Here is a 22,116-nt window from a genome sequence, read left to right as displayed (position 1 = left end):
GAAGTGTGGTGCTTAAAATAAGGAATCATCAATATGAAACAAATAGCTAAATATGTACTGCCTTTTGCCGCTGCTCTGGTAGTGGCCGGTTGCGGCTTGAGCCATGTCAGCAAAGAGGGCACCACCGAGCATCCGGTTTGGCCTGAAATTCAGAAAGCCGGTGTGAATTTTAGCGGTTCCCAGCACGGCACTTGGCCTAATTGGGATAATGTGCGCCAAATTGAGGCGGGCATGAATAAGCAGCAATTGTATTATTTGATTGGCAAGCCGCACTTTAATGAAGGCTTCTTTAATGTACGGGAATGGGATTATGTATTTAATTACCGCCAAAATGGCGAACATAAAACTTGCCAGTTTAAGGTGTTGTTTGATAATCATATGAATGCCCAATCATTCTTTTGGAAACCTGCGGGATGCGATAACCGTTTTGAATTGTCTGCTGATCTTTTATTTGGTTTTGATGAAGCATCGCTGACGGAGGCAGGTAAGGAAAAATTAGACAGCATCATTAAAAGTTTGAAAACCCAAGATACGGGCAGGGTAAACATTGCCGGCTACACCGATCGTTTGGGATCTGATTTTTACAATCAGGCTTTATCACAAAAACGGGCGGATGCGGTAAAAGCTTATCTGATACAGCAAGGATTTGAAGCGGATTCGGTTGTGGCGGCAGGTTATGGTAAGGCTGATCAAGTAGCGGCTTGCGAGGCAGAGCAGGGCGAAATGTTGAAAGCATGTTTGCAACCTAACCGCCGGGTTGTTATTTCTGCAAGCCATGAATAATGATTTATTGAATGATTAAGCATGAAATTCTTATAGTTAAACCACTTAATCAACAATATAAAGCAACCCGATAACCCGGTTTGAGGCCGTCTGAAACAAATATTTCAGACGGCCTCAAACCGGGTTATACCCATTCACAAAAGCAAGCCGACCAGGTGGTTTATTGTTGCGAATGGGTTATCAGTTGTTTATGGTGCGGGAAACGGCAAAGATTTTGTTATTGCAAGCATTCAACCTGCCAGTTGCGGAAACAGGTTTTTTAGTCCGGCCACGATGATTTCTACCGATACTGCGGCCAGCAGCATGCCCATGATGCGGTTGAGAATGGTTAGGCCGGTTTCGCCCAATACTTTGCTGACGCGGGAGGCGGCCAGGAGTGTGGTATAGCAAATCAGGCTGATGATAAAGCCGGCAGCCAGAATAGATAAGATGTCCCAGTAGGTTTTTGCTGATGAGGCGTAAATAATCACGGTAGAAATACCGCCGGGGCCGATCATCATCGGAATGGCCAGCGGCACAACGGCTACGGCAGCAATGTTTTGGCTGGATTTGGGTTGCTGGATGGTGATTTCGTTGCTTTCTTCCGTGCCGACATCGGGCTTGGCGGGGTTGTCGTTGCCGCTCATCATCGAAATGGCAATCAGCAGCACCAAGATGCCGCCGCCCACTTGAAACGACCCCACGCTGATGCCCAAGAGTTTGAGCAGCCACCCGCCGCTGAGGGTAAACAGTGTGATGGCAATCAATACGGTGGCCGCGGCAATTTGGGCGATTTTCCGGCGCTCGCGGGTGCTGTGATTGCGGGTAAGGTCGAGATAAATCGACAGCGCGCTGAATGGATTGATCAGCACCATAAAGGCCAGAATAACTTTGCTGACTTCCAGTCCCATTTTGAAAATCCTTTTAGTGTCGACGCTGGTTGGCGATGCTCATCAAAAGTGCCAATACCACCATGATGGAGAGTGTGGCTGTGCCGCCGTAGCTGACGAGCGGCAGGGGCACGCCCACAACGGGTAAAATGCCGCTGACCATGCCCATATTGACAAAGGCATAGCAGAAAAAGGTCATCGTGAGCGCGCCGGCCAGGGTGCGGCTGTAGAGCGTGGGTGCTTTTGAGGCAATATACAGGCCGCGCGCCAAAATCAGCAGGTAAATCGCCAGCAGTAAAATATTGCCGATCAGGCCGAATTCTTCGCCGTAAACGGCAAAAATAAAATCGGTATGCGCTTCGGGAATATAGTCGAGATGGGTCTGCGTGCCGTTGAGCCAGCCTTTTCCCCATATGCCGCCCGAGCCGATGGCAATCATGGATTGGATGATATGGTAGCCGGCGCCCAACGGGTCTTTGGTGGGATCAAGCAGGGTGAGCACGCGGGTTTTCTGATAGTCGTGCATGCCGTAATGCCAAATCAGCGGCAGCGCGGCGGTAAAGCCGGCAATAGCGGCGAAAATCGCTTTCCAAGAGAGGCCGGCAAAGAAAATCACAAACAGGCCGGAAGCCATAATCAGGGTGGCGGTGCCCAGGTCGGGCTGCTTCAGAATCAGTGCGCCGGGTATGACAACCAATAAAATGCCCACCAGATAATGATACCAGCGCAACGACATTTCATATTTCTGAAAATACCAGGCCACCATCATCGGCAGCGCGATTTTCATGATTTCGGAAGGTTGGATACGGGCGAAGCCGAGATTCAGCCAGCGCTGCGAACCATTAACGGTGATGCCGAAAAAGTGCACGCCTATCAGCAGTATCACCCCGATTATATAGGCCGGCGGGGCAAAGTTTGATAAAACCTGCGGGCGCGTGCGGGCGATGAACCACAGCAAGATAAAGGCCAGCACGGTATGCAGGGTTTTGTTTTCAAGCTGGCTGATTTCTTGGCCGTCGGCAGAGTAGAGCAAAAACAGGCTCATAATATACACCGTGAGCATGGCATAAAACAGCCATGGATCCATCGGATTCCAGATGATGCGCTTGATTTTTTGCAGCAGTGTATCGTTATTGTCGAACATCAGCAGCTCCGGGTGAAACTTGGCGGGCAGCATCGTAGGCCGCCTGAAAGGCTGAAAGGGCGGGCATACTTTTGGTTGTGGGTTCGTTGCCGGCCAGCAGCGGGTTGTCGGTTGTGAGGGCGCCGGGTGTTGCCGTTTGGCTGTTGCCGGCAGCGCCTGCGTTCAGTTTCAGCAGATAATAATCACTCAGGCTTCTGGCCAGCGGTGCGGCATTGGCGCCCCAGCCGCCGTTTTCCAGAATCACGGCAATGGCGATTTTCGGTTTTTCCACCGGTGCAAAAGCAATAAACCAGGCATGGTCGCGGTGTTGTTCGGCCAATGCGGCGGCATTGTAACTCTGCCCCTGCTTGATTTGCACCACTTGTGCCGTGCCGGTTTTGCCGCCCATATTGTATGGCAGGCCGGCGCCGACACGCCAGGCTGTGCCGCCGGGGCGCAATACTTTGACCATGCCTTGTTTGACATACTCAAAATTGCTGTATTTGAAAGGGATATTGCGTGTGGGCTTGGGCTCGATTAAGGTGATTTGGCGGCGCTCGTGGTCGAGCAGCTCTTTAACCATGTGCGGTCGATATACCACGCCGTCGTTGGCCAACGAGGCGGTGGCATGTGCCATTTGCAGCGGCGTATAGGTGTTGTAACCTTGGCCGATACTCACCGACACCATTTCGGCGGGCTGCCATTCGCGTGCCGATGGATTTTTTGACTTGGCAAAACGTTTGGCTTTCCATTCTTTAGAAGGCAATACGCCGCGGTATTCGTTCGGCAAGTCAATGCCGGTTGGGCTGCCGAGGCCGAATTCAGCCAGATAAGGCGCGGTTTTGTCGATACCCAATTCGTAGCCGAGACGGTAAAAAAAGGTATCGGAAGAGACCTGAATGGCTTTGCTCAAATTGGCCGAACCATGACCGCTGCGCACCGAATCGCGGAATTGGTGGCGGCTGCCGGGAATGCTCCAGGCTCCAGGGGCGGGGATAACCGTGCTTTGGGTGATTTTTCCGCTTTCCAGCAAGGCCATGCCCATAAACGGCTTGAAGGTGGATCCGGGCGGATACAGGCCTTGTGTTACACGGTTAATCAGCGGGCGCTGCCAATCTTCGTTCAGGCCTTTCCAGGTTTCGGTGTCGATGCCGTCGATAAACAGATTGGGGTCGAACGAAGGCTTGGACACAAAAGCCAAGATGCCGCCGGTTTGCGGATCAATCGCCACCATGGCGCCGCGCCGGCCGCTCATCAGGCGGTCGGCTTCTTGTTGCAGGCGGATATCCATCGCCAGGCGCAGGGTTTGGCCGGTTTTGGCCGGCACGGTTTTGAGCACACGCACCACATTGCCGTACGCATCTTTTTCCACTTCTTGATAACCGGGCGAACCGTGCAGCTGGCGTTCGTAATAGCTTTCCAGCCCGGATTTGCCGATGTGGGTGCTGCCGCGGTAGAGTGAGGCCAGGTTTTCTTCATCCAGCTTTTTTTGGTCGCGGTCGCTGATGCGGCCGATATAACCTAAAAAGTGTGCGGTCAATTGGCCGTAAGGGTATTCGCGAAAGGTGCGGGCATTGATTTCAACGCCTCTGAAGCGGTAGAGCTGTGAAGCCAGGCGGGCGGCTTCATCCGGCGCCAGCTTGAGCTTGAGCGGGATTTTTTCATAAGAGCGGAATTCGGCGCGAAATTTTTTAAAACGGCGTAAATCTGCTTCGGTAATGTCTACATAGTTGCGTAAGGCCTCAATCGTATCGTCAATTTTGCCCTCAAGGTTGCTGGGCACGATTTCTAAAGAATAAGCAGGATAGTTGTGCGCCAACACCACGCCGTTGACATCAACCACTTCGCCGCGGGTGGGTGCGGTGGGAATCAGCGAGATGCGGTTGCTGGTGGCTTTGGCCACAAACTCATCATGCTTGATGACTTGCAGATAAATAAAACGTCCCAACAAAACCGCGAAGAAAATCACAATCAATACAAACGCAACCATCAGCCGCAGCCAAAAATCTTTTTGTTGGGCGGCCTGATCATGGGCGGTTTGTTTGTATTGACGGGGTGTTTTCATCAGCGTAAACGGCGGGAGTTCAGAATGGTGAGCATGATTTTACTCAACAGCGGCCACAACAGCGCGCCGATAAAGGGGGCGGTAAAGCCCAGCCAGCCTGAGAAGCGGTGGTCGTGCATCAGGCGCACCAGCATCAGAATTACTTGATTGCTCAACAGTGCACCTAAAACGGCTACGGCTTGAACACCGTAGTTGTATAAAATAATCTGGCGCTGTTGCTGCTGTACCAAAAAAGTAATCAGCATATAAGACAAAGCATGCTGGCCCAAGGGCGCAGCGGTGCCGATGTCTGCCAACAGGCCGATGATAAACGCCGTGCCCACGCCGATGCTTTGTGGGCGGTTGATCACCCAATAAAGCAATATCAGCGCAGTAAATTCAGGCAGCCAGAAAAACGATTCGGTCGGAAAAGGCATGAAATCCAGCAGCATGGCAAGCACGAAGCTGGATAAGATAAGGCTTTTCGGCACCCGGTTGTGGAAATCTTCAAAATCAGTCATGGGCGGGCCGCAGAAGGGTCGGTTTTCGGTGTGCCCAGTTGTGCCGGTGCGGGCTGTTGCGGCAGCGTCAGCACATATTTGCTGCTGCGGAAAGCGGCCAGCGGAGCCACAGAAACCCGATAATAAGGTGTGCCCTGCGCGCGCGCAGCCGCAGTAATGCGGGCAACGGGAATGCCGGCAGGGTAAATGCTGTCGAGGCCTGAAGTAAGCAAAATATCTTCGGGGCGCAAATCGGCGTCCACCGGAAAATAGCGCAGGTTAAGCGCACCGCCGCTGCCGTAAAGCAAGCTGCGCACGCCGGTGCGCGCCACCATAACCGGCACCACGGTTTGGCTGTTGGTAATCAGGGTTAATTCCGCACTAAACGGCTGCACTTGCGTGAGCTGGCCGATCAGGCCGTGTTGGTCAATAACGGCATCGCCTGTTTTCAGGCCGTTTCGGCTGCCTTTGTCGATAATCAGCTTGTCTGACAAGGGATCTTTACCATTGGAAATCACTTCGGCGCTGCCGCTGATGGCCAGACCGCTGTTTTGCAAAGCTTGCAGCGTTTTCAGCTCACTCAATTCACGTTGCAGCAGCCCGGTTTGCTGCATTTGGGTTTTCAGACGGCCGTTTTCTTCATGCAGACGGCGGTTTTCGGCCAGCAGTGATGATTGAGACTGCATAAAGCTGGCGGCGTAGGCATACAGCCGCACCGGTTGGTTGGCCAGCCATTGCAGCGGATAGAGTGCTGTCGCGGCATAGCCTTTGGCATATTGCACGGCCGAATAGCGGCTGTCGAGCATCATCAGGGCAATGCTGACAATCGAGAGGATAATCAGCTTGCTGACGGGTCTGATGCCCTTGCGTGCAAAATTTAAAGACTGTTCGGCCATAATCGTCAGGTGCGGTTGAACGGGAGGGAATGGAAAATATTACGGATTGACCACAAACACAGAATTGAGCTTGCCGATCATTTCCAAGGCTTTGCCCGAGCCACGGGCCACGCAGGTGAGCGGATCTTCGGCAATCATCACCGGCAGGCCGGTTTCTTCGGCCAGCAGGCGGTCGAGGCCTTTGAGCAAGGCGCCGCCGCCGGTGAGCACCAAACCGCGTTCGGCGATGTCGGCGCCCAATTCGGGCGGGGTTTGTTCCAGCGCGTTTTTAACCGATTGCACGATTTGGTTTAACGGCTCGGTGAGTGCTTCCAAAACTTCATTCGAGCTGATGGTAAACGAGCGCGGAATGCCTTCGGCCAGATTGCGGCCTTTGACTTCGATTTCTCTCACTTCCATTCCCGGGAAGGCGGAGCCGATGGATTTTTTAATTTCTTCGGCGGTGGCCTCGCCGATCAGCATGCCGTAGTTGCGGCGCACATAATTGATGATGCTGTCGTCAAATGCATCGCCGCCCACGCGGATAGAATGTGAATACACTACGCCACTTAAAGAAATCACGCCCACTTCGGTGGTGCCGCCGCCGATATCGACCACCATCGAGCCGGTGGCTTCTTCAATCGGCAGGCCGGCGCCGATGGCGGCGGCCATCGGCTCTTCAATCAGGTTGACGGTGGAAGCACCGGCTGCCAGCGCCGAGTCGCGGATGGCTTTGCGCTCTACCTGTGTAGAACCGCAGGGCACGCAGATGACAATGCGCGGCGCGGCGGCAAAGCGGCTGTTGTTTACTTTTTTGATGAATTGTTTCAACATTTTTTCAGTAACGTTGAAATCGGCAATCACGCCGTCTTTCATCGGGCGGATGGCTTGAATGCTGCCGGGGGTGCGGCCGAGCATTTTTTTGGCTTCGGTGCCGACGGCCAGAATCACGCTTTTGCCGTGTGCGGCATCGGTTTGCATGGCCACAACAGAAGGTTCGTCTAATACGATGCCTTTGTTGCGGATAAAAATCAGCGTGTTGGCAGTGCCCAAATCGATGGCGAGATCATTGGAAAAATAGCGGGTCAAAAAGCGAAACATGAAAACTTCCTAGTTGGTTCAACGACAGTCGTGCGGTAGATTAATCAATGGCAAAGCGAGCGGGCATGGCTTTCAGACGGCCTGGTCTGTGAATGGCCGGCATTGAAAAATCGCCATGCCGCGGTAAGGGTTTTCGGTTATAATTCTTCAATTAAACGCATGAACACGCAATGATACCCTAGATTAGGTGTTTTGCTAATCAAAAAATGAAGGATTTTTTATGGCACTGACGCTGAGCGATGTAGAAAAAATCGCCAAGCTTTCCCGCTTGAGTCTCACCGATGAAGAAAAAGCGCAAAATCTGCGTGAGTTGAACGATGTTTTTGTATTGGTTGAAAAAATGCAGACGGTTGATACTGAGGGCGTGGTGCCGATGGCGCACCCGCATGAAGTGGCGCTGCGCCTGCGCGCCGATGCCGTGACCGAAAGCGACCATACAGCCGAATATCAGGCCGTCGCGCCCGAAGTGCGCAACCGCTTGTATATTGTGCCGCAAGTCATCGAAGAATAAACTTTTCAGACGGCCTTTGTGAATTGAGGCCGTCTGAAACAACAATGCCGTCTGAAACGCAACAAGATAAAGCAGATAACATGACCTCATACACCTTGAAACAAGCCGGCGAATTGCTGCAAAGCAAACAGATTTCCGCCACCGAGCTGGCACAGGAATACTTGGCCGCAATTGATGCGGCAAACCCTGCCATCAATGCCTACATCACCCTTAATCCTGAAGCCACGCTGGCCGAAGCGCGGGCAGCCGATGCGCGCCTTGCTGCCGGAAATGCCGGTTTGCTCACCGGCGTGCCGATTGCCTATAAAGATATTTTCTGCCAAACCGGCTGGCGCAGCGCATGTTCGTCAAAAATGCTCGATAATTTTGTGTCGCCCTACACGGCTACGGTGGTGCAAAATCTCTTAAACGAAGGCATGGTAACGCTCGGCCGCGCCAATATGGACGAATTCGCGATGGGTTCGACCACTGAAACCTCGCATTTCGGCATCACCCGCAACCCTTGGCATCACGAACATGTGCCCGGCGGCTCTTCCGGCGGCTCGGCCGCTGTGGTGGCTGCGCGCTTGGCACCGGCCGCGCTGGGCAGCGACACCGGCGGCTCCATCCGCCAGCCCGCTTCACATTGCGGCATCACCGGCCTGAAACCCACTTACGGCGTGGTTTCCCGCTTCGGCATGGTGGCTTATGCCTCCAGTTTCGATCAGGCCGGGCCGATGGCGCAAACCGCCGAAGACTGCGCCCTGTTGCTGAACGCCATGGCAAGCTTCGATGAACGCGATTCCACCAGCCTTGAGCGCGAGGCGGAAGACTATACCCGTGCATTAAACCAGCCCTTGAAAGGCCTGAAAATCGGCTTGCCGAAAGAATATTTTGCCGCCAGCAACAGCGCCGACGTTCAGACGGCCTTGCAAAATGTGATTGATTTGCTGAAACGGCAAGGTGCGGAAATGATAGATGTGAGCCTGCCGCAAACCGAGTTGTCGATTCCCGCTTATTATGTGCTCGCCTCCGCTGAGGCCAGCACCAACCTGTCGCGCTACGACGGCGTGCGCTACGGCCACCGCGCCGCCCAATTCGGCGATTTGGACGAAATGTACAGCAACACCCGCGCCGAAGGTTTCGGCAGCGAAGTGAAGCGCCGCATCATGATGGGCACTTATGTACTCAGCCACGGCTATTACGATGCCTATTATTTGAAAGCACAAAAACTGCGCCGCCTGGTGGCCAATGATTTTCAGGCGGCCTTGCAAAATTGCGACCTGATACTCGGCCCTGTTGCGCCCACCGCCGCACCCAAGCTCGGCAGCGATATCCATGACCCGGTGCAAATGTATTTGAGCGACATTTACACCATCGCGCTCAACCTCGCCGGCCTGCCCGGCATGAGCCTGCCTGCGGGTTTCAGTGCAGATGGCCTGCCGATTGGGGTGCAGCTGATTGGCAACTATTTTGCTGAAGCGAAATTATTGGGTGCGGCACACCAGATTCAGCAGCACAGCGATTGGCACGCCCAAACGCCGGCTTGAGGCGCGATGGCTTTTCAGACGGCCTTTTCAGACGGCCTTGAGTATTTAAGAGGCCGTCTGAAAAAATATGCGTTGCCGCATCCGATGAGCGCGAGAACCTTATAGGAGTATTGTCATGAGCCAAATGTCGATTTCCAGCCGTTTTGTGTTGCCCGCTTTACTGGCGTTAAGCGCGGCGGCCTGTGCCGAAAACAGCGCCGACACCAACAAAACGGCAAGTGCGGTAACAGCATCAGCAGCAGTCGAAACGGCCGCGGCCATACAGGCGCATCCTGTCGACGCCGCCGAAAAATGGCAATGGCAAACCATGGCGCAAGGCTTGAATCATCCTTGGGGCTTAGCATTTTTGCCCGACGGCAGCTTTCTGATTACCGAGCGCAGCGGCACATTGCGCGTGGCAGATGCCGGCGGCCAACTGTCTGAACCGTTGGGCGGGTTGCCTGAAATCGATGTCGGCGGGCAGGGCGGCTTGCTCGATGTGGTGCCGGATACCGATTTTGCCCGCAGCCGCCGTGTTTATTTCTGCTTCAGCGAGCCGGGGCGCGGCGGCAACAGCACCGCATTGGCAGAGGGCGTTTTGGCGGCAGACAAACGCAGCCTGACCGAAGTGAAAACACTGTTTAGCCAGCAGCCGAAAGTTTCCAGCCGCAACCATTTCGGCTGCCGTATTGCGCTCACGTCCGAGCATATTTTCATGAGCATGGGCGACCGCTACAGCCGCCGTGAAGATGCGCAAAACCTGAATAACCATATCGGCAAAATCGTTTGCCTTAACCGCGACGGCAGCATCCCCGCCGATAACCCGTTTGTTAATCAAAGTGATGCACGCGGCGAAATCTGGAGCTACGGCCACCGCAATGTGCAAGGCCTAACCCTCGACAGCCGCGGCCGCTTGTGGGCAAACGAACATGGCGCTCAAGGCGGCGATGAAATAAATCGGATTGAAGCCGGTAAAAACTACGGCTGGCCAGTAATCAGTTATGGTAAGGATTACGGCGGCGGAAAAATCGGTGAAGGCAGCGCCAAAGCAGGCATGCAGCAGCCCTTGTATTATTGGGATCCCTCTATCGCACCCTCGGGCATGGCTTTTGTCGGCAAAAATCCCTACGGCAGCGATTGGAACGGCAACCTGCTGATCGGCGCTCTGAAATTCGGCTACCTCGCCCGCCTCATGCTTGAGGATGGCAAAGTGGTGCGTGAAGAAAAAATCGAAGTCGGCGAACGTGTGCGCGATGTGCGCCAGGCGAGCGACGGCACGATTTATATCCTAACCGACAGCAGCAACGGCAAATTGATGAAGCTGTTGCCGCGATAAACCTTCGATAAACCTTTCAGACGGCCTGAATATGCCAAGAGGCCGTCTGAAACCACAACCAACAAAACTTGTGTAAGAAAGACCTCAAATGACTTGGGAAACCGTAATCGGGCTGGAAATCCATGTCCAATTAAACACCAAATCTAAAATTTTCAGCGGCGCTTCAACCGCGTTCGGGGCGGAGCCGAATGCGCATGCCAGCGTGGTGGAATGTGCGCTGCCGGGGGTGTTGCCGGTGATGAACCGTGAAGTGGTGGAAAAAGCCATCAAGCTGGGTTTGGCGCTGGATGCCCGCATCAATCAGAAAAACGTGTTTGACCGCAAAAACTATTTCTATCCCGATCTGCCCAAAGGCTATCAAATCAGCCAGCTTGATCTGCCGATTGTGGCCGAGGGCAAGCTGGAAATCGTGGTGGGCGATGAGGTCAAAACCATCAATGTCACCCGTGCGCACATGGAAGAAGATGCGGGCAAGTCGGTGCATGAGGGTTTGAACGGCGCAACGGGCATCGATTTGAACCGCGCCGGCACGCCGCTGCTGGAAGTGGTGTCCGAGCCGGAAATGCGCTCTGCCGCCGAAGCGGTGGCTTATGCCAAAGCACTGCACGGTTTGGTAACGTGGCTGGATATTTGCGACGGCAACATGGCCGAAGGCTCGTTCCGCATTGATGCCAATGTGTCGGTGCGCCCCAAAGGGCAGGTTGAATTCGGCACCCGCCGCGAAATCAAAAACCTCAATTCATTCCGCTTTTTAGAGCAGGCGATTAATTATGAGGTGGATGCGCAGATTGAAATTATCGAAGACGGCGGCAAGGTGCAGCAAGCCACCATGCTGTTTGACCCTGATAAAGGCGAAACCCGCGTGATGCGCCTGAAAGAAGATGCGCACGACTACCGTTATTTCCCCGACCCCGATTTGCTGCCGGTGATGATTTCTGATGCGCAGATGCAAAAAGCGCGTCACGAAATGCCCGAATTGCCGTCTGAAATGGCCGCGCGTTTTGTGGCCGATTTCAGCGTGAGCGATTACGATGCCCGCCTGCTCACTGCCAGCCGCCATCAGGCCGAATTTTTTGAAGCTGCTGCGGCTCAAAGCAAGCAGGGCAAGCTGGTAGCCAACTGGGTGAATGGCGAATTGGCCGCCACGTTAAACAAAGAAGGTTTGGAGTTGGCGCAAAGCCCGATTCAAGCCGAACGCTTGGCCGGGCTGGTGGTAAAAATCGCCGACGGCACGTTGAGCAACAAATTGGCCAAACAAGTATTTGAAGCCATGTGGGCGGATGAAGCGGCAACAGCCGAGCAAATCATCGAGGCCAAAGGCTTGAAACAAATTACCGACACCGGTGCAATTGAAGCCATGATTGACGAAGTATTGGCCAACAATGCCAAAGCAGTCGAGCAATTTAAGGGCGGCAACGAAAAAGCGCTTAATGCGCTGGTCGGCCAGGTGATGAAAGCCAGCAAAGGCAAGGCCAATCCGGCGCAGGTGCAGGAATTGATGAAAGCCAAACTGGCTTAAGCAAAAGGCCGTCTGAAAAGCTTTCATGCCCATTCACAAAAATAACCTAACGGCGTTGGCGCTAACTTGTACTGACTTCGGCTCGCGGCCTTGTTGACTGGCTTTTGTGAACAGGCATCAGACGGCCTGACAAACCATTGGCGGCTGGGCTATAATTTCCGCCCGAATCATGGAAAACCGATATGAAAAAGATTTTGATGCTTATTGCCGTGCTCGGCCTTTCTGCCTGCGGTTTTCAACCCAAAGGCAGCAGCGGCACGTTCAGCACGCTGCCGTATCAGGCGTGGCATGTTGATGGCGGGCAATTGCAGCAGGCTTTGGAAAATGCTTTGCGCAATGCCGACGGCCGTCCGGTGGATGTGCCGCAGGCGCAAGCCACCATCACGGTGACCAATATTGAAACCCGCAAAGACATCTACACCATTACCCGTGCTGCCGAAATCAACGAGTTTCTGCTGATTTTGCGCGTAGAGGCACAAGCCAGCCGCAACGGCGTGCCCTTGGGCGCGCCGATGGTGGTGTTGGTACACCGCCCGATGGAATATGCCGACAGCGAAGTGTTGGGCAAGCAGGAAGAAGAAGCCACCATTTGGGCGGAAATGCGCACCGATGCCGCCGAGCAGATTGTGCGCCGTATGGCCTTTCTGAAAGCACGCTGATGGCGGCGATGGACATCGGGCAGTTGTCACCCGAATTGCCGTTGCAGCCTTTGTATGTGATACACGGCGAAGAAGATTTGCTGCGGCTGGAAGCGCTGGATACCCTGCGCGCCGCCGCCCGCCGGCAAGGCTATCTCAACCGCGAAGTGTATACCGCCGATGCGGCGAGCTTTGATTGGAACGAATTGTTGCAGGCTGCCGGCAGCATAGGCTTGTTTGCCGATTTAAAGTTGCTGGAAATCCACATTCCCAACGGTAAGCCCGGTAAAAACGGCGGCGATGCGCTGCAAACATTGGCCGGGCGTTTGCCTGAAGACACGGCTGTGATTGTGATGCTGCCCAAGCTTGAGCGCGCGCAAATGCAGGCCAAGTGGTTTACCGCACTGGCGCAACGCGCGGTGGTGTTGGAGGCTAAAGCGGTCAGCGGTGCGGCGTTACCACAGTGGATTCAGGGGCGTTTGCAACAGGCCGGTTTGGCAATCGAAGCTGATGCGCTGGCTTTGTTTGCCGAGCGGGTGGAAGGCAATCTGCTGGCCGCCAAGCAGGAAATCGACAAACTGGCGCTGCTGCATCCGCCCGGCCATTTGGTGGGTATGGATGATGCCGAAGCCGCCGTGGCCAATGTGGCGCGTTTTGATGTGTTTCAGTTGGCCGGCGCATGGATGAGCGGTGATGCTGCCCGCACCTCGCGCCTGCTGGAAGGCTTGGAAGCCGATGGTGAAGAGCCGGTGTTACTGTTGTGGGCGGTTGCCGAAGACATCCGCACCTTAATCCGCCTGACTGCCGCGCTCAAGCAGGGCCAGAGTATACAGGCCGTGCGCAACAGCCTGCGTTTGTGGGGCGACAAGCAAACATTGGCGCCGATGGCGGTCAAACGCATTTCCATCAGCCGCCTGTTAGCCGCTTTGCAAGATTGTGCCAAAATCGACCGCATGATTAAAGGCGCGCAAACGGGCAATGCCTGGGCAGAATTTAAACATATGGTCAGCGGTTTGGCCGTATAATAGCCGGTTTGTTTTGAATCAATAGTGAATATCTGCCCTTTATAAACGAATCGCCAACAAACCGTAAGACACCTTAAGCCGCAGCTGCCTGATGCTTTCAGACGGCCTGTATGATTCAACCGAAGGAACCCGAACATAATGGAAAATAAAACCAAAATCCGTTTAGCCGGCCTGATTATTCTGGCCACCGCCGTACTCAGCCTGATTCTTGTGCTGTTTACCGATTCATGGCCGCTTGCCATTGCCATTGCCGTGGTGATTATGGCCTCGGCAGCCGGCGGTTTTTATTGGTATTCGCGCCGCCAGCAACGCCAGTTTATCGAGCGCCTGAAAAAATTTGATATCGACCCCGAAAAAGGGCGCGTCAACGAAGCCAACTTGCGCCGTATGTATCACAGCGGCGGGCAGGCGCAAAAAGATGCGGTTACCATTATTTGCATGTCGCAAGAGTGTTCGGTGGCCGAGGCGCATGAAATGTTTAAAAAACGCCCCACCAAGCAAGAGCAGATGCAACAGATGCGTGATATGCAGAAAGGCATGCGCCCGCCGCGTATGCGCCGCTGATGGCGGTCAGGTTTGCCCGAGGCTGTCTGAGCAAGGTTCAGACGGCCTTTTTATTGGTTTCAGGCCGTCTGATATGTATCCCTAAAAATTCCTATAAATCATCTGACTGTATCGCCCTATTGTGTGGTGAGCTTGCCTTTTGCTTGTCGCCCGTATGATGCTTGAGTTGAGCGGCTATGTTGATGAATGGCGCATCTTAAACAGCGTTCCGAAAGAGTGGGTAACGGAGCCTGTTGCAGCCTTTTTATGGATTTATTCTGTTCATTCATCGCGTGCTTCAACCGATTCGACCGCTTGTATGTGATGCGGGATATGATGGCGGGGATAAGTTTGGTTTGATGTTCAGACGGCCTTTGTTTGATATTGTTTGATAAAGAGGCCGTCTGAAAGGGCATATCGTGCCGCTGTGGTTTTTGTTATAATTTGCGCTTTCAAGCCGCTTTTAAAACAGATGAAAACCGTAGAAAAAAACATGCTGGTGCTGCACAGTGCCGAGCAGATGTTTGAGCTGGTCGACCGGGTAGAGGATTATCCGAAGTTTTTGCCGTGGTACAGCAAAACCGAAATTATCGAGCGCAGCGGCAATGAGCTCAAGGCGCGGCTGTATATGGATTATATGCGCGTGCAACAGTCGTTTGCCACGCATAACCACAATATCCCCGGACGTGAAATCTGCATGGATTTGCTTGAGGGGCCGTTTAAAACTTTAAACGGCACCTGGAAATTTATTCCGCTGGGCGACGATGCCTGCAAAATCGAATTCAAGCTGCAATATGATTTTGCCGGCGGTATTTTGTCGGCGTTGATTTCACCGGTGTTCAGCCACCTTTCCGGCACCTTGGTAGATGCCTTTATCAAAGAGGCCGACCGCCGCTATGGTTAAAATCGAAGTGGTTTACGGCACGGCGCAAAAGCAGTTTTTGCAAACACTGCAAGTGGCCGCCGGCACCACCGCACGCGAGGCCGTGCGTTTAAGCCGGGTAAAAGAGGCTTTTCCCGAGGCCGATACTGATAACGCGCCTTTGGGTATTTTTGGTAAAGCGGTTAAAGACGATACGGTATTGCGTGACCGTGACCGTGTGGAAATTTACCGCCCGCTGTTAATCGATCCGAAAGAAGCGCGCAGGTTGCGGGCGAAAACCAAGCAGGAGCAGCAAGAAACCTAGGGTGTCCGGACAATTCATATATCATCTCTTTTTTGTGCTAAAAGTACATCTGCTGCGTTAAAAAGCCTCGCAAGATGCCCCATCTTGCTGCGTTTTTTGCCTGGCATCTGCATTTTCAGGAACAAAAATCCCTCATAAACAAATTGTTCGGACACCCTAGCAAAGGCCGTCTGAATGCCGTTCGCAAAACAACCTAACGGTGTTGGCTCGCCTGATTGGCTTACTTTTGTGAGTAGGGTATGCTGAGTAGGGTATGCAATGATATCCGGCGGCTTTAAAACCGCGAAAAACGCAGAGAAAATAATGTCAGCAATCAAATTAATTGTCGGCCTGGGCAATCCGGGCAAAGAATACGAGCAAACCCGCCACAATGCGGGCTTTTGGTTTTTAGACGAGCTGGCCTGGCAATGGCAGGCGGTGTTTAAAGAAGAAAAAAAATTCTTCGGCGAAGTGGCGCGGGCAGCACGTTCTGAAGGGGATGTATGGCTGCTGAAGCCGACCACGTTTATGAACCGCTCCGGTCAGGCCGTGGCTGCGCTGGCGCAGTTTTACAAAATCAAGCCCGAAGAAATTTTAGTGGTGCACGACGAGCTGGATATTGCCTGCGGCCGTATCAAGTTTAAACTTGGCGGCGGCAATGGCGGCCATAACGGTTTGAAAGACACGCAGGCACGCTTGGGCACGCCCGATTTTTACCGCCTGCGCCTGGGTATCGGCCATCCCGGCGAAAAAGCGCTGGTGGTGGGCTATGTGCTCAACAAGCCGAGTGCGGAAGATCGCCAAAAAATCGACGACAGCATCGCTAAAGCCTTGCAAGGCATGCCGAGGGTGATGGCGGGCGAATTTGAAGACGCTATGCGCGAAATGCACAGTAAATAATCACAGGAAAGGCCGTCTGAAGACATTAACAATGTTTCAGACGGCCTCAAACATATTATGCAAACCAACCATCCTCAAAAAGATTTGCTCGGCTCCGGCTGGATGATTATCGCTGCGCTGGCCTTCACACTGATGAACTTGTGGGTGAAAGAAGCGGCACAGCGCTTCGGTTTCGGGTCGGGCGAGCTGGTATTTTGGCGCATGGGCTTTGCCGCCCTGTTTCTCGGCATGATGGCCAAGATGCAGGGGAAACGTTTTGCAACGCCTCATTGGCGTGCGCATTTGAGCCGCAGCGTGTCGGGCACGCTGGGCATGTTTTGCATTTTTTATGCAGTGATGCATCTGCCGCTGGCCACCGGTGTGACGTTGGGCTATACCTCGTCGATTTTTCTGGCGGTGTTGTCAGTGCTGGTGTTGCGCGAACGGGTGTCGCTGTATACGCAGGCGGTGTTGGTGCTGGGTTTTACCGGTGTGGCGGTATTGTTGAATCCGTCGTTTCAAAGCGGCCAGGAATGGGCGGCGATGGTGGGTTTGTTTGGCGGTCTGCTCGCCGGCTGGGCGTATTTGCAGGTGCGGGAATTATCGCTCTTAGGCGAGCCCGGTTGGCGGGTAGTGTTTTATTTGTCGCTGGTGGGCATGGTGCTGTCGGCAGCATGGGCAACGCTCAACGGTTGGCATCCGCTCACGCGCCAGGCGCTGCCGTATCTGCTCGGCATCGGTGCCTCGGCGCTGGTGGCGCAATTGTGCATGACCCGCGCTTATAAGGTGGGTAATAAGTTTACGGTGGCTTCGCTGTCGTATCTGACGGTGGTGTTTTCATCGTTGGCGGGGCTGTGGCTTTTGGGCGATAAAATCAGTTGGCAAGAAGCGGGGGGAATGGGTATTATTGTGGCCAGCGGCATCTTAAGCAGTATCAATTTTTCGCGACTGCGTTTTTGGCGGCGCTAACGGTATCTAAGGTGTCCTGAACATTCGGTTATGAGGGGATTTTTGTTCCTGAAAATGCAGATGCAAGGCAAAAAATGCAGCAAGACTGCGCATCTTGAGAGGCTTTTTAACGCAGCAGATGCGTTTTCAGGGGCAAACACCCGTAAATCGAATGGTCAGGATGCCCTAGGACATTCGATAATAAAAAGGAGTGTATGATGATTTCAATCAGGGAGCAGGCTTACGGCTTGAATGTGGCGCTATATAATGAATTTACTTTGGAAGATTTCAATGAATTTGAAGAAGCGGCCTTAAAGTGCGCCAAAACCATCCGCCGCCCGGATATGCTGCTGGATTTGTCGCTGCTGAAAGATTTTACGCTTGATATGGCGGTGGAACAGCTCAAATTTATGCGCGAACATGAAGATGAATTCGGCCGCATTGCCATCGTGGTAGACGATGTATGGATCAAACTGGCTGCCCGGCTGTCGGGGCTGATTACGCAATCCCACCCGAAATATTTTGATGAAGTGGCCGAAGCGCAGGCATGGCTGTTGGGCGAGGCCGGCGAATAAGGCTGTTTGAATGTTGAGGCCGTCTGAATGTTGAGGCCGTCTGAAATTGAGGCCGTCTGAAATTGAGGCCGTCTGAAATTGAGGCCGTCTGAAATTGAGGCCGTCTGAAATTGAGGCCGTCTGAAATTGAGGCCGTCTGAAATTGAGGCCGTCTGAAATTGAGGCCGTCTGAAATTGAGGCCGTCTGAAATTGAGGCCGTCTGAAATTGAGGCCGTCTGAAATTGAGGCCGTCTGGAAAATAAAAAAGCGACTGCGTTTGCAGTCGCTTTTTTATTTTTCACGGGTAGGGCCGTCAGGCGCTTAATGGGTGCCGACTTTGATTTTCTGCCACAGATTGACCGTCAGTTTTTTCGCGTCATCGCCCATTTGCGGCATCACGAAACCATCCTGCATGTCTTGTTCGTTGGGGAAAATCGAGCGGGTGGCCACCAGCGCGGCATCCATTTTTTCACGTGCCGGCAGGCTGGCCGGTGCGAAAGTAACGAAATTGCCGTTTTTGGCGGCGACTTCGGGATCCAGCGTGTAGTTGATGTATTTGTGCGCGTTCAATACATTTTTCGCATCTGCCGGAATCAGCCATGATTCAATCCAGAAACCCATGCCTTTCGGGTTTAATACATCGATGCCGACATTGTTTTTCACTTCTTCCGAACGCGCTTTGGCCATGTTCAGGTCGCCGCCGTTGCCGGCTGCCAGGCAGACATCGCCGCGCGCCAGCTCATCGATAACCGAAGGGCTGAAGCGTTTGACATCGGGGCGGATGGCCTGCAAAACGTCGGCCGCGGCTTTAATGTCTTCGGGGTTGCTGCCTTTGGGGTCTTTGCCCAGATAGTTCAGCACAATCGGAAACATTTCGCTGGGCGTATCCCATAATGCGATGCCGCAGCCTTTGAGTTTGCTGGTGTATTCGGGTTTGAACAGTAAATCCCAGCCGTTTTCGGGCAACGCTCCGCCCAGCGCTTCTTTGCCTTTGGCGGTGATGGCCAGTGTGTTGACACCTGAGAAATAGGGCACGGCATATTCATTGCCCGGGTCGGCGCTTTGCATCATTTCCAAAAGTTTCGGATCGATGTTTTGGTAATTGGGGATTAAGTTTTTATGAATTTTCTGATACGCGCCGGCGTTGATTTGGCGCGGCAGAAAGGCAATGCCGGGCACTACCAAATCGTAGCCCGACTTGCCGGTAAGCACTTTGGCTTCCAGAGTTTCGTTGTTTTCATACAAATCGTAGGTCAGCTTCAAGTTGTTGGCTTTTTTGAAGTCTTCTACGGTGCTCTCATCGACATAGTTGGACCAGTTGTAAATGTTCAGCGTGTCGGTTACGGGCAGGCCGTCGGTGGCGGATGCCGCATCAGATGCGGTATCGGCTGCTTGAGGTTGGGGGGCGGGTTGCTGCGTTTCGCTTTGGCCGCCGCAGGCTGCCAGCGCCAGCGCGGTTAATACGCTCAGTGCGGTTTTTTTCATACGGGTCGTTTTCCTGATGAAAGGTTGGTGTGAGGAAGTTTGCCGCCCCTCTGCGATCCCGGCGGCAAGCTGCGTTATTGTAATAGAATGCCTGATAAAAATCAAAATGATATGGGTAGTTTGGCCGCCTTGGGGCAAAGTGGCGGACGGTATGGCCGCCGCCGGTGTCGTTTTCCGGTCGGTTTTATAAGTGTTGATAAGGATTTATCGTCAAAATGCTTGCATTGGCCAAACGAAGCCATTAGAATTACGCGTTTACGAAATTTGATTCTTATCAGGAGATAACCAATATGGCCAATAGCGCACAAGCCCGCAAACGTGCCCGCCAAGCAATTAAAAACCGTGCTCACAATGCCAGCCTGCGTACTGCTTTCCGCACTGCGGTTAAAAAAGTATTGAAGGCTGTTGAGGCCGGTGATAAAACCGCCGCCCAAGAAGTTTACCGTGAGTCTGTTAAAGTGATGGACCGCATTGCCGATAAAGGCGTATATCACAAAAACAAAGCGGCTCGTCATAAAAGCCGTTTGTCTGCCAAAATTAAAGCTCTGGCTTAATTTCTGCGGTTAAGCCGGATGGCGCAGGTGCCCTCAGAGATAAACGGAATGTTTGCTTCTCTGAGGGCATCGTTTATATGGGTGGCAATATGGATGATTTGAGGGCTGAGGCCGTCTGAAAACGGCTGTCGGTGTTGCTCTGGCCGTTTGAATTTAACCGTTTGAATTGCCTGCATGGTGGATAGAATGCTGAAAATAAAAGTGATGGCAGTAGCGGTGTTGGCAGGTTTGCCTGCTGCGGCTTGGCCGGCGGCAGACCCCGCTTTACAGTGTACATTGGTGCAAGACAGCGCCATGCGTTTGGCGTGTTTCGATAAGGTGTATGCGGCGCATTTCCCGCCGCAAAACCCGCCGCCGGTTGCAACAGGCGGCGCCAAGTCGGTTGATTTGGTGCGCACGATTGAAGCCAGCCGGGAAAATGATGAAACAGTTATTGTGTTCAGCGGCGAGCGGCCTACAGTAGAAAATACGGGGCCGACCCAGGCATTGCTGGATGCGGCCGATGCTTATACGCCGCTGAGCGTGATGTATGATCTCGACCAAAACGATCCGCGCGGTATTCTTTCGGTGCGTGAGCACCAGCCCATGTATCTGATGCCGGCCTGGTATAACAGCAGCCCTAACCGCCATCCGCATTCGCCCACACGCGGTACGGCCGATGATGCGGTGTCGAAGGAGCAAAAACGGCTGGAAGCCAAAATGCAGGTGTCGTTCAAAACCAAGCTGATGGAAGATTTGTTTAAAACCCGGGCCGACTTGTGGTTCGGATACACGCAAACATCCAATTGGCAGGTGTGGAATCAGGGCGAAGATTCAGCGCCGTTCCGCAACAACGATTACCAACCCGAAATTTTCATCACTCAGCCGGTAAAGGCCGATTTGCCCGGCGGCGGCAAACTGCGGGTGTTGGGAATGGGCTTTGTGCACCAATCCAACGGCCAGAGTCGCCCCTTGTCGCGTTCGTGGAACCGCGTATACGGTATGGCGGGTATGGAATGGGGCAAGTTAACCGTGATGCCGCGCCTTTGGGTGCGGGCATTTGAAGAAAGCGGCGAAAAAGACGACAATCCCGATATCAGCGATTATATGGGCTACGGCGATTTGAAAGTGCAATACCGCTTTAACGACAAGCAAACCTTGTCGACCACCGTGCGTTACAACCCGAAAACCGGCAAGGGCGCGCTTCAGGCAGGCTACACGTTTCCGCTTAAGGGCAGGCTCAAGGCTTATGTGCAGGGTTTCCACGGCTATGGCGACAGCCTGCTCGACTATAACCACAAGCAAAACGGTATCGGCATCGGCCTGATGTTTAATGATTGGGACGGCTTTTAAGGCGATTGTGAAAAACACTCGTTTCCCGCTATTTGAGCGCGTATAATATACCGTTTGAGCAGCGGTTCGACAGGATGGAATATGGCAAAAAATACAGCCGAAGGCGGCAAGATCGCCAAGGCATTGAAAAAATACCTGATTACGGGTGTTTTGGTGTGGCTGCCGATTGCCGTAACCGTATGGGTGATTACCTATATCATTTCCGCCTCAGACCAGCTGATTAATCTTCTGCCCGAGCATTGGCAGCCGAAATATTTTTGGGGCTTCAATATTCCCGGCCTTGGCGTGATTATGGCCGTGCTGGTATTGTTTGTTACCGGCCTGTTCGGCGCCAATGTGTTGGGCAAGCGCATTATTGATGCGTGGGATCGGCTGCTGGGGCGCATTCCGGTGGTCAAGTCGATTTATTCCAGTGTAAAAAAAGTATCTGAATCGCTGCTTTCCGATTCGCGCCAATCCTTTAAAACGCCGGTGCTGGTGCCGTTTCCGCAATCTGATATTTGGACGTTGGCATTTGTGTCGGGCAATATTCCTGCTGCCGTATATAAAGCGCTGGGCGAAACGGAATATGTGTCGGTATATGTGCCCACCACGCCCAACCCGACCGGCGGCTATTATATTATGGTCAGGCGCGGCGACATCCGTGAGCTGGATATGAGTGTGGACGATGCGCTCAAATATGTGATTTCGCTGGGCATGGTGCTGCCGGAAGAGCAGCGAAAAATGCAGGCGGAATTGTTTGAATCTTTGCCGTCTGAATCTTCGGCACCGCCTTCAGACGGCCTCCATCCAAAGTAACCGCAAAATTTATTTAAAAATACG

25 protein-coding genes are annotated in these 22,116 nt (G+C 53.3%); 17 read left to right on the top strand and 8 right to left on the bottom strand.

What is annotated here, in order from left to right:
- Nucleotides 1-33 precede the first annotated feature (33 nt).
- Entirely contained in the window at nucleotides 34-783 is a 750-nt protein-coding gene (locus tag LVJ83_RS10925; protein ID WP_244784600.1) for an OmpA family protein, read from the top strand.
- Between the two features lie 230 nt (nucleotides 784-1,013).
- Here LVJ83_RS10925 and LVJ83_RS10920 read toward each other — a convergent pair whose 3' ends face one another.
- From LVJ83_RS10920 to LVJ83_RS10895, 6 genes are read right to left on the bottom strand one after another with little or no spacing between them, the layout of a single operon-like run.
- Nucleotides 1,014-1,673 (bottom strand): MarC family protein, encoded by a 660-nt coding sequence (locus LVJ83_RS10920; RefSeq protein ID WP_244784598.1) that lies wholly within the window; start codon nucleotides 1,671-1,673, stop codon nucleotides 1,014-1,016.
- 13 nt (nucleotides 1,674-1,686) lie between these two features.
- A complete protein-coding gene (rodA, locus tag LVJ83_RS10915; RefSeq protein ID WP_244787760.1) occupies nucleotides 1,687-2,796 on the bottom strand; it encodes a rod shape-determining protein RodA in 1,110 nt (369 codons plus the stop codon).
- On the bottom strand, nucleotides 2,783-4,840 hold the full coding sequence (mrdA, locus tag LVJ83_RS10910) for a penicillin-binding protein 2 (RefSeq protein ID WP_244784596.1): 2,058 nt from the start codon (nucleotides 4,838-4,840) through the stop codon (nucleotides 2,783-2,785). The genes rodA and mrdA overlap by 14 nt, the downstream gene beginning before the upstream one ends.
- Nucleotides 4,840-5,340, bottom strand: a complete 501-nt coding sequence (mreD, locus tag LVJ83_RS10905) for a rod shape-determining protein MreD (RefSeq protein ID WP_244784594.1) — start codon at nucleotides 5,338-5,340, stop codon at nucleotides 4,840-4,842. Before mreD ends, mrdA begins: the two co-directional genes overlap by 1 nt.
- A complete protein-coding gene (mreC, locus tag LVJ83_RS10900) occupies nucleotides 5,337-6,215 on the bottom strand; it encodes a rod shape-determining protein MreC (RefSeq protein ID WP_244784592.1) in 879 nt (292 codons plus the stop codon). The genes mreD and mreC overlap by 4 nt, the downstream gene beginning before the upstream one ends.
- 39 nt (nucleotides 6,216-6,254) lie before the next feature.
- Entirely contained in the window at nucleotides 6,255-7,295 is a 1,041-nt protein-coding gene (locus tag LVJ83_RS10895) for a rod shape-determining protein (protein ID WP_244784590.1), read from the bottom strand.
- 220 nt (nucleotides 7,296-7,515) lie between these two features.
- Between LVJ83_RS10895 and gatC the strand changes: the two genes are divergently transcribed.
- The 9 genes from gatC (at nucleotide 7,516) to LVJ83_RS10850 (ending at nucleotide 15,562) form a co-directional block, all read left to right on the top strand.
- The gene (gene gatC / locus LVJ83_RS10890) at nucleotides 7,516-7,806 is read left to right on the top strand and encodes an Asp-tRNA(Asn)/Glu-tRNA(Gln) amidotransferase subunit GatC (protein ID WP_244784588.1); all 291 of its coding nucleotides are present in this window, start codon (nucleotides 7,516-7,518) and stop codon (nucleotides 7,804-7,806) included.
- Between the two features lie 80 nt (nucleotides 7,807-7,886).
- A complete protein-coding gene (gene gatA / locus LVJ83_RS10885; protein ID WP_244784586.1) occupies nucleotides 7,887-9,335 on the top strand; it encodes an Asp-tRNA(Asn)/Glu-tRNA(Gln) amidotransferase subunit GatA in 1,449 nt (482 codons plus the stop codon).
- Between the two features lie 115 nt (nucleotides 9,336-9,450).
- The gene (locus LVJ83_RS10880; protein WP_244784585.1) at nucleotides 9,451-10,650 is read left to right on the top strand and encodes a PQQ-dependent sugar dehydrogenase; all 1,200 of its coding nucleotides are present in this window, start codon (nucleotides 9,451-9,453) and stop codon (nucleotides 10,648-10,650) included.
- 88 nt (nucleotides 10,651-10,738) lie between these two features.
- Nucleotides 10,739-12,169 carry an Asp-tRNA(Asn)/Glu-tRNA(Gln) amidotransferase subunit GatB gene (gene gatB, locus LVJ83_RS10875; protein WP_244784583.1) on the top strand — a complete coding sequence of 477 codons (1,431 nt, stop codon included), beginning with the start codon at nucleotides 10,739-10,741 and terminating at the stop codon, nucleotides 12,167-12,169.
- Nucleotides 12,170-12,351: 182 nt separating this feature from the next.
- The gene (locus LVJ83_RS10870; RefSeq protein ID WP_244784582.1) at nucleotides 12,352-12,828 is read left to right on the top strand and encodes an LPS-assembly lipoprotein LptE; all 477 of its coding nucleotides are present in this window, start codon (nucleotides 12,352-12,354) and stop codon (nucleotides 12,826-12,828) included.
- Nucleotides 12,828-13,832 carry a DNA polymerase III subunit delta gene (gene holA / locus LVJ83_RS10865; protein WP_244784580.1) on the top strand — a complete coding sequence of 335 codons (1,005 nt, stop codon included), beginning with the start codon at nucleotides 12,828-12,830 and terminating at the stop codon, nucleotides 13,830-13,832. The genes LVJ83_RS10870 and holA overlap by 1 nt, the downstream gene beginning before the upstream one ends.
- 138 nt (nucleotides 13,833-13,970) lie before the next feature.
- Nucleotides 13,971-14,396: a hypothetical protein gene (locus LVJ83_RS10860; RefSeq protein ID WP_244784578.1), complete on the top strand. Its 426-nt coding sequence runs from the start codon at nucleotides 13,971-13,973 to the stop codon at nucleotides 14,394-14,396.
- 451 nt (nucleotides 14,397-14,847) lie between these two features.
- Complete coding sequence (locus tag LVJ83_RS10855) at nucleotides 14,848-15,279, top strand: type II toxin-antitoxin system RatA family toxin (protein WP_244784576.1); 432 nt, start codon at nucleotides 14,848-14,850, stop codon at nucleotides 15,277-15,279.
- Nucleotides 15,272-15,562 carry an RnfH family protein gene (locus LVJ83_RS10850; RefSeq protein WP_244784575.1) on the top strand — a complete coding sequence of 97 codons (291 nt, stop codon included), beginning with the start codon at nucleotides 15,272-15,274 and terminating at the stop codon, nucleotides 15,560-15,562. Before LVJ83_RS10855 ends, LVJ83_RS10850 begins: the two co-directional genes overlap by 8 nt.
- Before the next feature lie 14 nt (nucleotides 15,563-15,576).
- Here LVJ83_RS10850 and LVJ83_RS10845 read toward each other — a convergent pair whose 3' ends face one another.
- Nucleotides 15,577-15,879 carry a hypothetical protein gene (locus LVJ83_RS10845; protein WP_244787806.1) on the bottom strand — a complete coding sequence of 101 codons (303 nt, stop codon included), beginning with the start codon at nucleotides 15,877-15,879 and terminating at the stop codon, nucleotides 15,577-15,579.
- Here LVJ83_RS10845 and pth point away from each other — a divergent pair.
- From pth to LVJ83_RS10825, 4 genes are read left to right on the top strand one after another with little or no spacing between them, the layout of a single operon-like run.
- A complete protein-coding gene (gene pth, locus LVJ83_RS10840; protein ID WP_425316004.1) occupies nucleotides 15,866-16,441 on the top strand; it encodes an aminoacyl-tRNA hydrolase in 576 nt (191 codons plus the stop codon). The genes LVJ83_RS10845 and pth overlap by 14 nt on opposite strands.
- A 57-nt stretch (nucleotides 16,442-16,498) precedes the next feature.
- Nucleotides 16,499-17,389, top strand: a complete 891-nt coding sequence (locus LVJ83_RS10835) for a DMT family transporter (RefSeq protein ID WP_244784572.1) — start codon at nucleotides 16,499-16,501, stop codon at nucleotides 17,387-17,389.
- 30 nt (nucleotides 17,390-17,419) lie between these two features.
- Entirely contained in the window at nucleotides 17,420-17,587 is a 168-nt protein-coding gene (locus LVJ83_RS10830; RefSeq protein ID WP_244784570.1) for a hypothetical protein, read from the top strand.
- Nucleotides 17,587-17,943 carry a SpoIIAA family protein gene (locus tag LVJ83_RS10825; RefSeq protein ID WP_244787758.1) on the top strand — a complete coding sequence of 119 codons (357 nt, stop codon included), beginning with the start codon at nucleotides 17,587-17,589 and terminating at the stop codon, nucleotides 17,941-17,943. The genes LVJ83_RS10830 and LVJ83_RS10825 overlap by 1 nt, the downstream gene beginning before the upstream one ends.
- Nucleotides 17,944-18,244: 301 nt before the next feature.
- On the opposite strand, the gene LVJ83_RS10820 is transcribed toward LVJ83_RS10825, so the two are convergent.
- Entirely contained in the window at nucleotides 18,245-19,408 is a 1,164-nt protein-coding gene (locus LVJ83_RS10820; protein ID WP_244784569.1) for an extracellular solute-binding protein, read from the bottom strand.
- A 290-nt stretch (nucleotides 19,409-19,698) separates the two neighbouring features.
- On the opposite strand from LVJ83_RS10820, the gene rpsT reads away from it, so the two are divergent.
- The 3 genes from rpsT (at nucleotide 19,699) to LVJ83_RS10805 (ending at nucleotide 22,092) form a co-directional block, all read left to right on the top strand.
- On the top strand, nucleotides 19,699-19,962 hold the full coding sequence (rpsT, locus tag LVJ83_RS10815; protein ID WP_244784567.1) for a 30S ribosomal protein S20: 264 nt from the start codon (nucleotides 19,699-19,701) through the stop codon (nucleotides 19,960-19,962).
- Between the two features lie 186 nt (nucleotides 19,963-20,148).
- On the top strand, nucleotides 20,149-21,294 hold the full coding sequence (locus LVJ83_RS10810) for a phospholipase A (RefSeq protein ID WP_425316003.1): 1,146 nt from the start codon (nucleotides 20,149-20,151) through the stop codon (nucleotides 21,292-21,294).
- Nucleotides 21,295-21,375: 81 nt separating this feature from the next.
- A complete protein-coding gene (locus tag LVJ83_RS10805) occupies nucleotides 21,376-22,092 on the top strand; it encodes a DUF502 domain-containing protein (protein ID WP_244784566.1) in 717 nt (238 codons plus the stop codon).
- Nucleotides 22,093-22,116 lie beyond the last annotated feature (24 nt).

Source organism: Uruburuella testudinis (assembly GCF_022870865.1).
Lineage (GTDB): Bacteria > Pseudomonadota > Gammaproteobacteria > Burkholderiales > Neisseriaceae > Neisseria > Neisseria testudinis.
This window is presented reverse-complemented; position numbering and strand designations above follow the sequence as displayed.

What these genes read in the sequence shown, in the direction of transcription:
- LVJ83_RS10925 (WP_244784600.1), top strand. Translation starts at nt 34, where the DNA reads ATGAAACAAATAGCTAAATATGTACTGCCTTTTGCCGCTGCTCTGGTA.
- LVJ83_RS10920 (WP_244784598.1), bottom strand. Translation starts at nt 1,673, where the DNA reads ATGGGACTGGAAGTCAGCAAAGTTATTCTGGCCTTTATGGTGCTGATC.
- rodA (WP_244787760.1), bottom strand. Translation starts at nt 2,796, where the DNA reads ATGTTCGACAATAACGATACACTGCTGCAAAAAATCAAGCGCATCATC.
- mrdA (WP_244784596.1), bottom strand. Translation starts at nt 4,840, where the DNA reads ATGAAAACACCCCGTCAATACAAACAAACCGCCCATGATCAGGCCGCC.
- mreD (WP_244784594.1), bottom strand. Translation starts at nt 5,340, where the DNA reads ATGACTGATTTTGAAGATTTCCACAACCGGGTGCCGAAAAGCCTTATC.
- mreC (WP_244784592.1), bottom strand. Translation starts at nt 6,215, where the DNA reads ATGGCCGAACAGTCTTTAAATTTTGCACGCAAGGGCATCAGACCCGTC.
- LVJ83_RS10895 (WP_244784590.1), bottom strand. Translation starts at nt 7,295, where the DNA reads ATGTTTCGCTTTTTGACCCGCTATTTTTCCAATGATCTCGCCATCGAT.
- gatC (WP_244784588.1), top strand. Translation starts at nt 7,516, where the DNA reads ATGGCACTGACGCTGAGCGATGTAGAAAAAATCGCCAAGCTTTCCCGC.
- gatA (WP_244784586.1), top strand. Translation starts at nt 7,887, where the DNA reads ATGACCTCATACACCTTGAAACAAGCCGGCGAATTGCTGCAAAGCAAA.
- LVJ83_RS10880 (WP_244784585.1), top strand. Translation starts at nt 9,451, where the DNA reads ATGAGCCAAATGTCGATTTCCAGCCGTTTTGTGTTGCCCGCTTTACTG.
- gatB (WP_244784583.1), top strand. Translation starts at nt 10,739, where the DNA reads ATGACTTGGGAAACCGTAATCGGGCTGGAAATCCATGTCCAATTAAAC.
- LVJ83_RS10870 (WP_244784582.1), top strand. Translation starts at nt 12,352, where the DNA reads ATGAAAAAGATTTTGATGCTTATTGCCGTGCTCGGCCTTTCTGCCTGC.
- holA (WP_244784580.1), top strand. Translation starts at nt 12,828, where the DNA reads ATGGCGGCGATGGACATCGGGCAGTTGTCACCCGAATTGCCGTTGCAG.
- LVJ83_RS10860 (WP_244784578.1), top strand. Translation starts at nt 13,971, where the DNA reads ATGGAAAATAAAACCAAAATCCGTTTAGCCGGCCTGATTATTCTGGCC.
- LVJ83_RS10855 (WP_244784576.1), top strand. Translation starts at nt 14,848, where the DNA reads ATGAAAACCGTAGAAAAAAACATGCTGGTGCTGCACAGTGCCGAGCAG.
- LVJ83_RS10850 (WP_244784575.1), top strand. Translation starts at nt 15,272, where the DNA reads ATGGTTAAAATCGAAGTGGTTTACGGCACGGCGCAAAAGCAGTTTTTG.
- pth (WP_425316004.1), top strand. Translation starts at nt 15,866, where the DNA reads ATGTCAGCAATCAAATTAATTGTCGGCCTGGGCAATCCGGGCAAAGAA.
- LVJ83_RS10835 (WP_244784572.1), top strand. Translation starts at nt 16,499, where the DNA reads ATGCAAACCAACCATCCTCAAAAAGATTTGCTCGGCTCCGGCTGGATG.
- LVJ83_RS10830 (WP_244784570.1), top strand. Translation starts at nt 17,420, where the DNA reads ATGAGGGGATTTTTGTTCCTGAAAATGCAGATGCAAGGCAAAAAATGC.
- LVJ83_RS10825 (WP_244787758.1), top strand. Translation starts at nt 17,587, where the DNA reads ATGATTTCAATCAGGGAGCAGGCTTACGGCTTGAATGTGGCGCTATAT.
- LVJ83_RS10820 (WP_244784569.1), bottom strand. Translation starts at nt 19,408, where the DNA reads ATGAAAAAAACCGCACTGAGCGTATTAACCGCGCTGGCGCTGGCAGCC.
- rpsT (WP_244784567.1), top strand. Translation starts at nt 19,699, where the DNA reads ATGGCCAATAGCGCACAAGCCCGCAAACGTGCCCGCCAAGCAATTAAA.
- LVJ83_RS10810 (WP_425316003.1), top strand. Translation starts at nt 20,149, where the DNA reads ATGCTGAAAATAAAAGTGATGGCAGTAGCGGTGTTGGCAGGTTTGCCT.
- LVJ83_RS10805 (WP_244784566.1), top strand. Translation starts at nt 21,376, where the DNA reads ATGGCAAAAAATACAGCCGAAGGCGGCAAGATCGCCAAGGCATTGAAA.